This window comes from Treponema peruense, assembly GCF_016117655.1.
In the GTDB taxonomy this organism is placed as follows: domain Bacteria; phylum Spirochaetota; class Spirochaetia; order Treponematales; family Treponemataceae; genus Treponema_D; species Treponema_D peruense.
In genome coordinates this window covers 233,086-247,621 of the sequence record NZ_CP064936.1, presented here as the reverse complement: position 1 = coordinate 247,621, position 14,536 = coordinate 233,086, and the positions used below count along the sequence as shown (strand labels likewise).

The window sequence follows — 14,536 nt, the reverse complement described above, 5'->3', positions numbered from 1 at the left end:
GTTACCTCTACTCTGAATGTGCTGCTTTCTGCACTAATGCAGGGCACAAGTTTTTTATTTTTTCACGAGCTGTAGTTGAAATGCGTTTACATTCTTCGTAGCAGTTATAGAGGTCTACGATTTTTTGCTGAATTTCGAGCGGTGGAACGGGGATTTGAACTCGGCACATTTCCGACCAGTCAAAAGTTTCACGAGCACTTCCCCAGGAATTAAATCGAGAATATAAATTGAAAGAATCACGATTCAACAAAGTAAACAAAAACTCAGGTAGCAATTCATCATTTTTATATACTTTAAAATTTATGTAAGAGGAAGAAACAATAAAGGTCTGTTCTGTATTATTTATAGCTATAGAAATCTTATCTCCATTTCTTGAAGTTACGGAAACATAAGAAAACTCTTTTGGTTTTAATAATTTATATGAAGTTAAAGAAACTCCATTCATATCTGCTTTTGTTTCAATCAGTTCTTTTAAATTGCTAATTCCACGAACATCGTCCAATGTATATTTTCCAGATTCATTTCGTTCGTCACATTCTTCTATATAATTTCCTAATTCTTTGGACGGATACTTTTTCTTGCAGTCCACAATAAATGCCTGGCAGCTTTCTTCCAGAGGTTTTAAGAGTTTTTCGTTTTCTTCTGCGAGTTCTTTGAGTCCGTTATAAACCGCCACAAGTTCTTTTTGTGTTTCAATTGACGGAAGCGGGATTTGAACTCGGCACATTTCCGACCAGTCAAAAGTTTCACGAGCACTTCCCCAGGAATTAAAACGTGAATATCTGTCAAATTCAGTTCTGCTTAAAAGTAAATACAAATACTCTGGTAAAAGTATGTTTTCATCTTTTGAACGAAAAATAATGTATGACGAGGAAAGAATAAATGTTGAATCAGTATCATTCATTGCAAGAGAAATTTTTCCACCATTTCTTGAAGTTACAGTTACATAACAAAAATCATTAGGCTGCATTACTTTATATGGATTTAAGGAAACGCCATTCATATCAGCTTTTGTAAAAATCAATTTTTTTTCAATACTAATTCCGCGAACATCATCAATTCCGTATTTACCTTCGCTATTACGCTCATCACAAAGTTCTATCAAATCCCCAAGTCTTACCATTGGTGCATGTTCAATCTTATGTGTTCTCATCGAGTTTTACCTTCTATTAATTGCCAGATTCCGTTCTTTTTAGAGCCAATACGCTCAACAAATTCTTTTTCCTGCAAAAACCTTAAATGTTCGGCGATTGTATCTCTGTTTTTTCCCAAAACTTCGCTTAATTCAGAATATGTCACACTCGGATTTTCTTTGATTTTTTGAATTATTAATCTATCCAAATCCTTTAAAGTCGGATTTAAAGTCGGATTTAAAGTCGGATTTATAGTCGGATTTATAGTCGGATTTTCTGCACTTTCACTTGTCCGAACATTATTCTGTGCATCCCACGAGAAATCATCATTAAGAGGTACTGTTATTCTAAAAATATCCCCTTCCATAAATTCAGGATCAGCACCGGAATATTTGTAAGAATAATTAAATAGTTTTCTCACACCAGAACCAAGCTTATCGGAATAACCAATATTTCTAAAAAATGAAGCAATCAACGGATTTTTTGCATAAGGCTCAAAATTTTCCGGTGTAATAAGCCCATCTTTTCTTGCACGGTTGGCATTTTCTACATACATTCTGTCTTTTTCGATTACGAATTTTGCCTGATACGCACTTATAAATTCTCTGTGCATCAAAGTATTAACAATCATTTCTCGGGCAATAATATTTCTTAACGAAAGTCTTACTTTTCCATCTTCAAGATAAAATTTATCAGAAAGATGTTTCACTGCAAATTCGAAAAGACGGTCATAACTTTCAATCAAATTCGTATCAACAATAAGTCTGTCGTCATAACGGTCAACATTCACTTTCCTGAGTAAAGCATCCGTAGAATAAGCTGGTGCCACATCACGAATAACGTCATCTTTTCCAAGAAGCATAACCGCGGCAAGATTAAATCCTTTTTCGCCCGTAACCCTATCTTCTGTATACAGCCCGGCGCTTTTAAGAAGTTCCGCATCAGTCATCTTTTCCCACGGATGAACTCCAGAAGAATTATTTTTCGCCATAGTCCTTACAAGAGGAAGTAAATCCAATCGTAAATCATCAAAATGAACATAAGGATAAACTTTTCGCTCTGTAAATATTTCCTGTTTGCGAATATACATTTGGGCAATATCTGTCGTTGATGTAACTTTTACATCAGAATCATTTACACGATTGTAAATAACTTTCTTAAAACTTATTACTTCACCAGAAACAGGCACATGAATATGAATTAATGTCTTCTTTTCGTAAGTTATAATTTCCGGGTCAAGGGTTAAAGTTGGCGAAAAGAGATTCGGATTTGCCAAAACTGTAATGATATTTTTTACCATCGACGACGCAGTTTTTTCTGGAACACCGTTTACAGTTCCGTCATCCAGAATACCAAGATAAATATCTCCCCCAAACCTATTTGAAAACGAGCAGACAGTTTCATAAACATCATGCTCAATATTTCCACCACAGCGTTTAAATTCTACAGAAACAGTTTCTCCAATCTGTCTTATTCTATCCAGACTTTCTTTCTTACTTGCATTCATATCCAAGTCCTTCAAATGCAGCTTTGATTTTACTTGTATTGTTTTCATGAGCCTTCAAAAGTTCACTTACCGTTTTGCTTGTTTCTTTGAGGGTTGCATCGTAATCAATGTTACTGTCACGGTCTACAAATTCAATGTAACGACTTGGAACAAGTGAGTAATTGTTTGCTTTAAGAGTTTCAAGTCCAACACTTTTGTAAAGTTCAGGCTGTGCGTAATTTAAGCCGTCAGTTCCAACTTCCTGCCATTTGTGGTAGATTTCTGCAGCTTTTGAAATTTGTTCACTTGTAAGAGCATACTTTTTTTTCTGCATGTTTTTTACACCGTTATTCCATTCATCACCTGTCCAACTGCGTAAATCCATAAAAAGAATTTCATTCTTGCGATTACGGAGAATTCTGTCCTGGTATTTTCCACCCTCTTTGTTTTCGTTCAGAATCCAAAAAGAAACACTTATATCAGTTGTAATGAACAGTTCTCTTGGAAGAATAATGATTGCTTCAACTTTATCGTTTTCAATAAGCTTTTGGCGGATAACCGGAGCTGTTCCATCTGCATCACCCAAAGCACCGTTTGCAAGTAAAAAACCGGCAACACCCTTCTTTGGCTTAAGATGACTTAACATATGAAGAACCCATGCATAGTTTGCATTGCTTTCTGGAGGAAGAGCATAACTGGCCCAACGGCTGTCATTTGTTTTCATTGTATCTGCATCAAACCAGTTTTTAAGATTGAACGGCGGATTTGCCATAATGTAGTCAAATGAAATTCCCTTATGAAGATCCAGACGAAAAGTATTTTCCGCTTCTTCGCCAAGGTTGTGGCTGATACCACGCAAAGCAAGATTCATTTTTGCAAGACGATAAGTTGCAGGTTCTTTTTCCTGTCCGTAAACATTGATACGGCTGATGTCGCCTTTTTTTGCTTCAATAAGTGCTGCAGACTGAACAAACATACCGCCGGAACCACAGCAAGGATCGTATAAAGTTCCGTCAAACGGCTGAATAAAACTTGCAATAAGTTCTACAACGTCATGAGGAGTATAGAATTCTCCGTCTTCTTTTGTAGCATTTACGGCAAATTCTTTAAGAAAGTATTCATAAACATAACCGATAAGATCACGCTGAGTTCCAAACTGTTTGTGAGTAATTTTTGTTACTTCATCAATAATCTGCTTTATGTCGTTTGGAGCAAGATTTCTTGCAGTAAAAGTTCCTTCAACAAAACAACCTTTAAGTTGTTCACTTGAATTGGAAAGACTTCGAAGAGCCGTATCAAGAGCAACGTTCAAACCGCTGGCAGAAGTATTGATAATTGTGCTCCAGCGGGATTCTTCAGGAAGATAGAAAGTTCCATCTGTAAAAGTCGGATCATCAATAAAAGCAGCTTTTACATTCGGATCATTAATATCCATACCACGAGCAATAAGATCCTTCTTAAGATTTTCAATTCCGTCATCAAACTTTTCTCCGATAAAGCGAAGAAAAATAAGAGTGAGCATCATATCGCGCTTTTCAAAGAATGAACCAGAGTTTTTTGCATTACGAAGAATATCACGACATTTAAAAAGAATGTCATCTATATTAAGTGGTTTTTCTGTTTTAGTTTTTGCCATTTTTTATAAATCTCCAACGATATGTTTTAAAACATTAATATGCCATTAAATCCATTATATCACAAATTTGAAACTTTTTTAATAATGATAATTGACTTAATCGGAACTTGGGCAATCGGTGTTCCTGTCGGACTTTTAACAGCATTTGTTTTTAAACTTTCTGTTGTGCCTGTCTGCAGGGCACCTGCAATTCATGAATATAGCGTTATATCTTCTTACAGAACAAAAAATTATCGTTTTATTAATTCTGAATTAAGTCAAATAGATATATAATTTTCTCATGAAACACTCAGTATGGGAAAATTTATTTACAGCTCTTATACTAAACACAATAATTACTTCTGCATCATTTGCACAGAACACAAAAACCGTAGAAGAACTTCTTTCCGGTTACCTGCGCACAAATCTCACACTGCTCAAGTTGTCTTCGGAAGTTCAGAATCAGGAGCTGGAAAATAAATCTTCTCTAATAGAAAACGGAATCGCTGTCTCCCTTTCTACAGGAAGCATAACAATTTCTACGGCGAATTCTTCGGGCACAGACAACAACGGTTACGGAACAATTGTTTTTTCTTCAAAACCACAGGCATCACTTACAGTACCGCAAGCCTCAAACCTTAATCTTTCATTTTCGTCATCAATTGAATTCAGCAACAACGAAATGAATGCAGATTCAACAGAGATTTTACTTGAAGCAAATATATTTTCAGGCGCAAGGCTTGAAAGAAAAATAAAACTCATGGAATCTGAGCGCAAGGTACTCGAAGCAAAACGCGCCCTTCAAAATGGATTCCTTACTGCCGAAAAAGAATTTTACGAAGAACTGCGCAGTCTTTACAAAACAAAAGCCGACATCGTAACTGCGCAAAAAGATTTATATGAAGATACAATTGAATTTGAAAAAATAAAAGCTCAGGGATACAGTTCAGTTTCATCAAAATATAGGCTTGCAAAACTGGAACTTCTTTCTGATGAACACAAAATAGAATCTTACCGCCACGAACTTGAACACAATACAAGAATCTTTGCTTTAAAATGCGGCCTTTCAATAACAGATGCGGCAGATTTTCTTCCAAAAGAAATTCCTGAAGTACAGCCGGTAAAAGCAGGAGCCTTTGACAAAAATACATTTACAGAAACAGAAACCGCCCTCTGGAATCTGAACATAAACAGTTTAAAGCGCAAAGCAGATCAAAGTCTTACGTTAAAAGCCGGCGCAGGTTACACTTTTGCAAATGATATTACAGATACAAAATCAGACACAATCGATGCAACGGCTGCACTCACACTGAACGAAACGGCACTCACTCTTGGCGCAGGAATTTATTTTCCAACAGACGATGCGGCAAATCCATCATACAAATTTTCACTTGGTCTTAACCCGAATAAATTCCGCACAAAAAAAATTACAGACCGGCAAAAAGTAATTTCCGAAGACCAGGAAAAAATAGCCGTTGAATCTGCACGAAACAATTACATTACATCAATTATTTCACAGAACAGCGAACTTGAAGACATACTTTGGAGCCGGCAAAAAAAATTCAGAAACATACAAACTTTATTCAGACCTCGAAGCCGATACAAAAAGTCATTTTGAGCAGGGAATAATTTCTGAAAGTGAATATAAAACTGCAGAAGTAAACAAAGAAAATTACCGCATCCAGTGTCTTTTGGATCAAATTGATCTGATAATTTACAACAATAATACAAAATTAAAATTTACGCGCGACGAAGAAATTATCGGAGGGAATATAAAATGAAATCAAAAAAAATACCGATCATAATTATTTGTTCAGCAATACTTATTGGAGCAACAGTTTCAATCACAGCAATAAAAAACAAATTGTCGCCATCGCAAACTTCGCAGACAACATACATTGTAAAAAAAGAAATTTACAAAAACGAAATAAGTGTTTCGGGAACAGTTTCTGCAGCACAGGAACAAACGCTGCAGGCTCTCTCTGACGGAACAGTCGTCGCGGTTTTTGTAAAACAGGGTGACAAAGTAAAAAAGGGCGACACAATAATTCAACTTGATGACACAACACAGCAGTATAATCTTGCAAAACATGACTACGAAATGGAAACAACGCGCATAAGCGGTTCAAGAAAAGAACTTGCCCTTAAAGAGACAGAGCGTCTTTCTCTTTTACAAAAAATTTCCGAACGCAAAGTTCTTGCGACTTTCGACGGAATCATTGCAGACATTGATGTTTCAGTAGGTGACTCTCTCGAAGCAAAAGATTCTGTCGGAACTCTGGTTGATGCCAGCTATCTTATTGCAGATGTAGAAATTCCTGAAACAGATGTTGCAAAATTAAAAACGCAGCAGTCCGTGGAATTCACTTTTCCTTCCTACGACGGAACAGTTAACGGTTATGTAGTAGGATGGCCTGCAATAGGTGAAATTACCGACAGGGGCGCAACAATTGTAAAAGCGCGTTTAAGAATCGACGAATATCCTGCAGAAGTTCTTCCGAATTTTTCTTTCAGCGGAAAAATCAAAATCAGTCCCGATCAGGAATTTTTAATTATAGAAAGAAATGCAGTCGGCCGTGACAAAAACGGAGCCTACGCAATTCTTGACGGAACAAATGAAAAAATTAAAATCACTGTGGAACCTTACGGAAAAGAATATGTAAAAATTACCAGCGCCAATTTAACAGAAGGACAAATTCTTTCTGAACAGACGGCTCCCAAAGTTTCAGGAACAAACAGACGTGATGGTCCTCCACCAGGAGGCAGATAATGGCCGCTGTGATTATAGAAATGCAGAATGTACGCCGCGAATATTCTGTAGGTGATACAAAAATCTATGCATTAAGGGATGTCTCTTTTCAAATTAAACAGGGAGAATTTGTTTCAATAATGGGACCGTCCGGTTCAGGAAAATCTACATGCATGAACATGATAGGATGCCTTGACAAGCCGTCTTCGGGCACTGTAAAAATTGACGGGAAAGAAACTGCTCTAATGAATGAGAATGAACTTGCAGTACTGCGCAATAAAACCGTAGGCTTCGTGTTCCAGCAATATTTTCTTTTACCGTCAATGAGCGTCCTTGAAAATGTAATGCTTCCGTTAAGATACGCCGGTATACCGCGCGCACAGAGAATGCAGACAGCCACCGAAGCATTGAAGAAAGTAGGACTTGAAAACAGAATGAACCACAGACCGCACGAACTTTCCGGTGGTCAGAAACAGCGGGTTGCCATCGCGCGCGCAACAGTAACGTGTCCCAAAATAATACTTGCCGACGAACCAACAGGAGCACTGGACAGTGAAACCGGGCGTTCCGTAATGCACATGTTCCGCGAAATAAATGAAACTGGAACAACAGTTGTTATAGTAACACACGATCCAGGAATAGGGAAAAGTGCCGACCGCTGCATAAAAATTTTAGACGGACTTATTCAAAATGATTGAAGATTTTTTAAACGCAATTTCAAATTTCCGCAGAAACAAAACCCGCACTTTTTTATCACTGCTTGGAATAATTATAGGCGTTGCGTCGGTAATTGTAATCATGAGTATGGGACAAAGTTCCTCGCAGGAAATTGAAGGCACATTCGGTTCTTCAGGACTGGACATGGTAAGTATAACCAAAGGGTTTTTCAGAAGAAACCGGAGTGCAGTTACAATTAATTTTGACGAAGAATTCCGTGAAGAACTTTTTGGTGAAATTGAAGGAATAAAAAAAATCTGGTACGAAAACAATTTGTCTGCAACAGTTTCCTACGACCAGACAAGTGCTTCGGCATCATGCACAGCCGTAGAAACAGGATACATGCAGACTTTCGGAATGCAGCTGGAATACGGTGACTATTTTTCTGTAACCGACGATGTAATGGGACAGCAGAAAATAATTTTGGGAAGTGACATTGCATCCACACTTTTTCCAAACGGAGATGCTTTGGGAAAATACGTACTCGTTGTAACAAACAAAGTGCGGTTCAGTTTTGAAGTAACAGGCGTTTTAAAGGAACAGAATTCTGGAATGGAAAATACAACTTCGTCCTGCTACATTCCGCGCGGCTTTTACGAAAAAAAAATCTCGCCCAATCCAAAAGCGTCCACCGTCATGGTTCAGGCTATATCAAAGTCACGAACAACAAAACTTCTTGAAGAGATAGAAACTTACTGTACAAAAAAAACCGGCACTGAAGGTTCTGTAAATGTAATGTCAATGCAGGCAATGATTGAACAAATTCAGACAATTCAAAAATCAATAAGTGTAATGCTTTCTGCAATAGCCGCAATTTCTCTTCTTGTCGGCGGAATAGGAATCATGAACATAATGATTGTAACAGTAACAGAGCGCCGTCAGGAAATAGGGATCCGTAAAGCACTCGGAGCAAAACCTTCAATAATAAGACGCCAGTTTTTAATAGAGTCAGCAAGCATTTCCCTTCTTGGCGGAATCATCGGAATTATTTTTGGAATAATCGTAAGTTTTGTAATAGAATATGTTCGCTCGCAAAGTTTTATAATCAGCTTAGAGTCCTGCATCGTTGCATTCGTATTTTCTGTTTTTGTAGGAATTTTCTTTGGATTAAGCCCTGCATCAAAAGCAGCAAAACTCGATCCTGTTGTCGCACTTTCAGGAGAATAAGTTAAAACTTTTGTTTAAATAATTTATCTTATAATCACAACAAAAGAATTTTCGTTTCCAGTAAACTGCGCGCGGCTGAAGTCTGCATAAAATTCTGCACTTGAAAAACCGGCTTCTTCTGCAAAGTTTTCAATTTCGTCGGGCAGCAGAGGATAAATTGGCACACTTTTATAAACCGGCAGAAGATGTCCGTTACCCGTTTCTACATTTGCGTTAAGATTGCGTTCGCCGCTCTTTTCTTCTACAGGAGAAACTGTTGACAATAATCTTGAACGTACACTTTCCCTTACCGGAAAATAAGCCTGTGTATTTTTTGGAAAAAGTTCAAAGTTAACGAGTTCAAGCACAAGACTTCCGCCGGGAGCAAGAAGTTCGTGGCAGTCATAAAAAAATTTGCGCATAAGCGTTCTGTCATGAACAAACATAATCTTGTCATTAAGAACAGAAATTACATCATAGAATTTTTTTCCAAGAAAGCGCGCCATGTCAATGTAAGACATCTGAAAAAATCTTATGGACATAAGCTGATTGCGCCGTCTTAAATTTGCTGAACGAAGAATTTCGGCTGAAGGATCAATTCCTGTAACATCGTTTCCTTCTTTCGCGAGCATATGGTCAAAAAATCCTGTTCCGCAACCGACGTTAAGAATTTTTGCTGGGCGTGAATAATTTGTCAATAATTCTGAAAAAAACTGTTTTTGTTCATGAGTGACGGAGAACAGTTCGTCATAATATTCCACAAGATTTTTCGCAAATTCCATAATACTTTCTATTATAAATCACTTTGGCGAATTTGCAAATTTTTTTTCTTCAAATTGAATTTTGCACGATTTCTTGGTATAGTTAACGCGAGGCAAATATGAAAGAAACGATTCACAGCGTTAAACCGAGCACACAGTACAAAAGAGAACACAAGGCAGACTACGGTCACGAACGCATTGAAATTTTATACGAAGATGCTGACATAATTATTATAAACAAACCAAGCGGAATGCTGTCTGTTCCCTACCCCGGCAGCAAAGCCAGAACAGCAATAGAAGTTATAGAAAAGATAATGCGCTCAAAGGGAACTTTGACTGCACATCACAAACCGTTCGTTGTACACCGTCTTGACCGTGATACAAGCGGAGTTATGATGTTTGCACTCAACGAAGCCGCGCAGAAAAAAATTACCGCAACCTGGCACACAATGGTTACAGAACGTCTGTATCGTGCCGTTGCAGAAAATCCGCATGATGAAAAAAAATATCTTGCAGACTTTGGAACAATAAACGACCCGCTCGCAAAAAATGCCCATCACATGGGATATGTTCCCCACGACGCAAACGACAAGTCTCCTACCGTAGCAGCTCGCACACATTACCGCATTGTTACCCGCGGAACAACCCACACACTTTTTGAACTGTCACTTGATACAGGAAAGAAAAACCAGATTCGCGCGCATCTTTCGTCAAGAAATTATCCTCTTGCAGGAGACGAAAACTACCGTGCGCAGACAGATCCTTTTCACAGACTGGCACTTCACGCAAGAACGCTCGCTTTTAAGCACCCTGTTACAGAACAGAAAATGAAGTTTGAAGTCCCCGAGCCCGAGGAATGGAAGACTTATATAGAAAAGGGCGACCCTCATCCGCAGACACCAATCTGGCTCGAAAAACGTGCAAAATCTGCACTTCCAAGACAAAGTTCTTATTCATCAGGCGCAAGAAGTTCTGCATCTAAAAAAGATCTGCGCCACATGGACTTTATCTCGCGCGGAAAAGCCCTCGGAAAAAAATATTAAAAAAAATGAACGCCTTTATTCAAGACGTTCATGCAGTATGCCTTAATTCCCTATCTTCCAGCGGTTGCCTTCGCGTACAAAGCGGTTGGCGTTTACTTCCAGAAGGCGGCCGTCTTCACCGGACATTTTTACCATTGAAGTAATAGGGTTTACTTCGGTTACCCTGAAATTTGTTCCGTCATAAAAAAGTCTTATTCCTTCGTTGGGCAGTTTTTTGCGTGCTTCTGCATACCAGTCATATTCATAACTCAGGCAGCAAAGCAGGCGTCCGCACTGGCCGCTTATCTTCATGGAATTCAAGCTTAAATTCTGTTCCTTCGCCATACGTATGCTTACAGGACGAAGTTTATCACTTATTGCATGACAGCAGTAAGGTCTTCCGCAGACACCAAGTCCACCGGTAATGCGGCTTTCATCACGCACGCCAATCTGCCTTAATTCAATTCTCATCTTAAAGACAGAAACCAAATCCTTTACAAGCTCGCGAAAGTCTACACGGTTGTCGCTTGAAAAAAAGAAAAGAGCCTTTTGTTCACCGACAAGAAAATGTACGGCAACAAGCTTCATATCAAGATGGTGGTAGGCAACTTTTTCCCTGAATGTGTTGAACGCGAGCTTTTCACGTTCCTTAAGTTCGGCAGCGTGCTCCAAATCATGTTGGTCGGCCACACGCACAATCTGAACAACATCAGACGGCTTGATTCCTACAGGACAGTTTGCCCTGCCAAGATTGACTGCAAGATCACTTCCGTAACGTGTGGGAACAATAACACGCTCCCCTGCTTTTACAGAAAGTCCTTCAGGAGCCGTTGCATAAACTCCCTCGCAGGAATAGTCCAGTTTAAGGCGGTACAAATCTTTTGGAAAGACAAAATTTTCAGAACCACGGTCGTCAGAAGTATATCCATCTTCCAGAGAAGACAAATCTTCTGTATCATCATATATATCCTGTTCAAAAATATCAGACATTTTATTCAAGCTCCATTTATATTTGCAGTATCGATTTGTATTTTATCAATTAACAGGCCATAAGGTCTACCAACATTCCCTGAATCTCGTCAATTTTGGCAAGCATGTGAAGCGTATCCCTGTGAGAAGAAAGCATCCACTTTGCAAGATCGTCAAGTTTCTGGTTAATAACAAAAACCTGTGTCTGCGGATTAAGAGGTTTGCCTTTTTTTGTAAAACCGGGGCGCTGGCGTTTTTTGACTTCATAATTGTTTTTTGCAAGATAGCGCAAAAAGCGTGAAACTTTTTTTCTGTATTCGGCAAAGTTTTCGGGCAACTGGCTTTCCCTGAGTTTATCACCTGCCATATCCGCTTCGTCCTTTAAAAAAACAACCGCTTCTTCAATTTCCATCGTGGCAATTTCTGCAGGGAACCCATCCTGAACAAGTTCGTATTCTGCACGTGACTGTTCCAGAGCTGAAGCAAATTTCTTTTTTGAAGCTTTTGCGGTTTTCTGCGAATCGGAACTTTTGTTTGACTTTACGGCCGACTGTCCGGCAAGTTGCGCTGCATTAAAGTAAAGGCTCTGGCCAAGGCCGTCAATTTCCATCAGTCAACCTTTATTGCTTTTTGTGAAATAGACTTTATGTTTTCCCATTCAGCAGAAGCGCTTTCATATTCAGTTTCGTCATACAAAGAAATGCAGTGTCCGTGAACAATTACGTTTTCATCAGCCTGGAACCGTCTGGTCTGTATGTCGCCTATAACAACGCTCGAAGAAAGAAGATGAACCTGTTCGGGAGCAACGACATTGCCTTTGATAATACCGCCGACTGTTATGGAACGCGCCGTGATGTTTCCAGCAATGCGGGCATTTTCACCGACAAGCACGTTTCCTGTCGTTTCAAGATTGCCTTCAAGATCGCCGTCAATGCGCATAAAACCGTTTATCTTAATGTCTCCGCGAATAGAAGACCCATTGCCAATTATGCTGTTAATGGAAATGTCGTCGTTAAAAACTGCCATGGATTACTTTACGTTAATGTATTTTGCGGGATCAACAACGTCTGAACCGATATGAACTTCGTAGTGAAGGTGCGGACCTTTTGTAATACCGGTGTTTCCGATTGTTCCGATTACCTGACGCTGCGAAACAGTCTGTCCCTTGCGTACACGTACAGTTGCCATATGTGCATAGCGTGTATAAATACCGTGCTTATGCTTTATGATAACGTAGTTTCCGAAGCTGTCGTCATAACCTACAGTAACAACCTGACCGTTTGCCGTAGCAATAATCGGGTCACCGCTTCTCCATGTACTAAAGTCAAGTCCTTTGTGAATGTACCACTGCTCTGTAATAGGGTGAATATTCTGGCCGAATTCCATGGAAATATGGCCTATCCCGTTCTTTACAGGCCACACATTGGGAATGTCTGTAAAAAGCGTACCCTGGTTTTCAAGCATTTTTCCAATCTGCTCTACAGGGTGAACTGCACTTTCAAGATAAGCGGTAAGCTGTCTTATATCTGCAGCTTCCTTAAGTGAACCCGAAACAATGTCCTGTGTGTCAAAAAGAGATGAAAGGTCACTGTTGCGGCCGGCAGACTTTGAAGAACTGCCGCTCTGGTTAATTCCAAGAAGTGAAAGTGACTGGCTCAAAGAAGACTGAAACCGCTTTGCCGTCTGCAAAAGACTGTTGTTTTCGTCACGAAGTTCATCCAGACTTGCCAGAGTTTCGCGGTTTTCTTCCCTAAGGCGGCTCAGTTCAACTCCAGAACCGGCATTTCTGTGGTTAAAATAGACAAATGAACAGGCAACACCTGCAAGCACCACAACTCCAAGAATCATGGCAAATACGTTTGTCTGTATGTTCAGAACTTTTCCCTGTGAATGGGGAACAATCATTATTGTAAGCTTTCCGTCAAAAATCTTGAACGCACGCACAAAAAAACGTCCAATCTTTCCAAAAAATGCGGAAAGAGAGTGCATGATGCGTGAAACAATATTTTTTTCAAGTCTTTTATATCTGCGTGAGCGTGCCAAAATTTTACTCCCTTAACTGATTAAGTATACCAAAGAGCGGTTGTATTGTCAAACAAAGACTTCCCAGATACTTAATCGGCATAAAATAGTAAAAAAATCACTTGTTTTTTAAAGACTCTTCAACAGAAGCGGGTGTTCTGTGAATAAATTCTTCAAACTTCTGTATTTTTGACGTAAGATAGCGGTCGTCATGCGGTGTAAAGAATTTTGAAACCTTAAGCTGCTGAAGCCTTCTCTGCATAAACTGAAAATCAACAGTAGCTTTTTTGTCGATTTCCGCAGCTTTTTTGTGCAGAACCGAACCCAAATGGAATGAAAACGCGCAGTCTATTATAAAAAAGCCGAATACGGTTCCCACAACAAAAGAAAACCACGGATGGTCTACAAACCAGAGCACCAGTTTGTCAAATGAAGGAAAAAGAAAGAAGTAGTATAAAGCGGCAAGAACGCCCCAGATAAGCGTAAACTTCGGGCATACAACACCCTGAATATTTCCCGGTTCATCACTGTAGTCCCAGAGTTTAATGTGCATACCCTTTACAAAAATAATTCCGGCAATGTATTCAATTAAAGTCATTACAAGTGCCATGATAAAAAACATTATTATATAGTAGAGAACGCCTGCTTTCTGCGCATTTATAAAATATTTTTCTGTAATGCTCAGTATATAAAGCGCAATGGAACCAAGCCCGTAAATGGGAAGGCACGGACCTGTCAAAAATCCGGGATTAAGCCAGCGGCCTTCGGGATTTGCCTTTTTGCTGAATCTGCGGAATACAAGTTCAAGTACCCAGCCCAAAACGGCCCCGAAGAAGAATAAAAACGCCATTATAATAAAGATCTGATATATATTGTGCATGTGCGTATTATACCGCTTCGGGGATTTTTATTCCAC

Annotated in this window: 15 protein-coding genes; 6 read left to right on the top strand and 9 right to left on the bottom strand. The window is 39.2% G+C overall.

What is annotated here, in order from left to right; all coding sequences use genetic code 11:
* Window positions 1-7: 7 nt before the first annotated feature.
* Genes IWA51_RS01210 through IWA51_RS01200 form a run of 3 tightly spaced genes read right to left on the bottom strand, consistent with a single transcriptional unit; the run spans window position 8 to window position 4,255 of the window.
* On the bottom strand, window positions 8-1,153 hold the full coding sequence (locus IWA51_RS01210; protein WP_198442851.1) for a restriction endonuclease subunit S: 1,146 nt from the start codon (window positions 1,151-1,153) through the stop codon (window positions 8-10).
* The gene (locus tag IWA51_RS01205) at window positions 1,150-2,640 is read right to left on the bottom strand and encodes an RNA-binding domain-containing protein (protein ID WP_198442850.1); all 1,491 of its coding nucleotides are present in this window, start codon (window positions 2,638-2,640) and stop codon (window positions 1,150-1,152) included. The genes IWA51_RS01210 and IWA51_RS01205 overlap by 4 nt, the downstream gene beginning before the upstream one ends.
* Window positions 2,627-4,255, bottom strand: coding sequence for an N-6 DNA methylase (locus IWA51_RS01200; RefSeq protein WP_177528142.1), 1,629 nt, complete (start codon window positions 4,253-4,255; stop codon window positions 2,627-2,629). The genes IWA51_RS01205 and IWA51_RS01200 overlap by 14 nt, the downstream gene beginning before the upstream one ends.
* Window positions 4,256-4,294: 39 nt before the next feature.
* On the opposite strand from IWA51_RS01200, the gene IWA51_RS01195 reads away from it, so the two are divergent.
* The 5 genes from IWA51_RS01195 (at window position 4,295) to IWA51_RS01175 (ending at window position 8,867) form a co-directional block, all read left to right on the top strand.
* Window positions 4,295-4,528, top strand: coding sequence for a hypothetical protein (locus IWA51_RS01195; protein WP_198442849.1), 234 nt, complete (start codon window positions 4,295-4,297; stop codon window positions 4,526-4,528).
* A gap of 7 nt (window positions 4,529-4,535) precedes the next feature.
* Window positions 4,536-5,852: a hypothetical protein gene (locus IWA51_RS01190; RefSeq protein WP_198442848.1), complete on the top strand. Its 1,317-nt coding sequence runs from the start codon at window positions 4,536-4,538 to the stop codon at window positions 5,850-5,852.
* A gap of 159 nt (window positions 5,853-6,011) precedes the next feature.
* Window positions 6,012-7,004, top strand: coding sequence for an efflux RND transporter periplasmic adaptor subunit (locus tag IWA51_RS01185; protein ID WP_198442847.1), 993 nt, complete (start codon window positions 6,012-6,014; stop codon window positions 7,002-7,004).
* A complete protein-coding gene (locus tag IWA51_RS01180) occupies window positions 7,004-7,681 on the top strand; it encodes an ABC transporter ATP-binding protein (protein WP_177528138.1) in 678 nt (225 codons plus the stop codon). Before IWA51_RS01185 ends, IWA51_RS01180 begins: the two co-directional genes overlap by 1 nt.
* Window positions 7,674-8,867, top strand: a complete 1,194-nt coding sequence (locus IWA51_RS01175) for an ABC transporter permease (RefSeq protein ID WP_177528137.1) — start codon at window positions 7,674-7,676, stop codon at window positions 8,865-8,867. Before IWA51_RS01180 ends, IWA51_RS01175 begins: the two co-directional genes overlap by 8 nt.
* A 23-nt stretch (window positions 8,868-8,890) precedes the next feature.
* Here IWA51_RS01175 and IWA51_RS01170 read toward each other — a convergent pair whose 3' ends face one another.
* On the bottom strand, window positions 8,891-9,628 hold the full coding sequence (locus tag IWA51_RS01170) for a class I SAM-dependent methyltransferase (RefSeq protein WP_198442846.1): 738 nt from the start codon (window positions 9,626-9,628) through the stop codon (window positions 8,891-8,893).
* A gap of 98 nt (window positions 9,629-9,726) precedes the next feature.
* On the opposite strand from IWA51_RS01170, the gene IWA51_RS01165 reads away from it, so the two are divergent.
* Window positions 9,727-10,650 (top strand): RluA family pseudouridine synthase, encoded by a 924-nt coding sequence (locus tag IWA51_RS01165; RefSeq protein WP_198442845.1) that lies wholly within the window; start codon window positions 9,727-9,729, stop codon window positions 10,648-10,650.
* Window positions 10,651-10,692: 42 nt separating this feature from the next.
* Here the strand turns inward: IWA51_RS01165 and IWA51_RS01160 are convergent, their stop codons facing one another.
* The 5 genes from IWA51_RS01160 to IWA51_RS01140 form a co-directional block, all read right to left on the bottom strand.
* Window positions 10,693-11,619, bottom strand: a complete 927-nt coding sequence (locus IWA51_RS01160) for a PSP1 domain-containing protein (RefSeq protein WP_177528134.1) — start codon at window positions 11,617-11,619, stop codon at window positions 10,693-10,695.
* Between the two features lie 49 nt (window positions 11,620-11,668).
* On the bottom strand, window positions 11,669-12,208 hold the full coding sequence (locus IWA51_RS01155) for a YaaR family protein (protein ID WP_177528133.1): 540 nt from the start codon (window positions 12,206-12,208) through the stop codon (window positions 11,669-11,671).
* The gene (locus IWA51_RS01150) at window positions 12,208-12,624 is read right to left on the bottom strand and encodes a bactofilin family protein (protein ID WP_198442844.1); all 417 of its coding nucleotides are present in this window, start codon (window positions 12,622-12,624) and stop codon (window positions 12,208-12,210) included. The genes IWA51_RS01155 and IWA51_RS01150 overlap by 1 nt, the downstream gene beginning before the upstream one ends.
* Window positions 12,625-12,627: 3 nt before the next feature.
* Complete coding sequence (locus IWA51_RS01145) at window positions 12,628-13,641, bottom strand: M23 family metallopeptidase (protein WP_198442843.1); 1,014 nt, start codon at window positions 13,639-13,641, stop codon at window positions 12,628-12,630.
* Window positions 13,642-13,738: 97 nt separating this feature from the next.
* Window positions 13,739-14,500 (bottom strand): putative ABC transporter permease, encoded by a 762-nt coding sequence (locus IWA51_RS01140; RefSeq protein ID WP_198442842.1) that lies wholly within the window; start codon window positions 14,498-14,500, stop codon window positions 13,739-13,741.
* Between the last annotated feature and the right edge of the window lie 36 nt (window positions 14,501-14,536).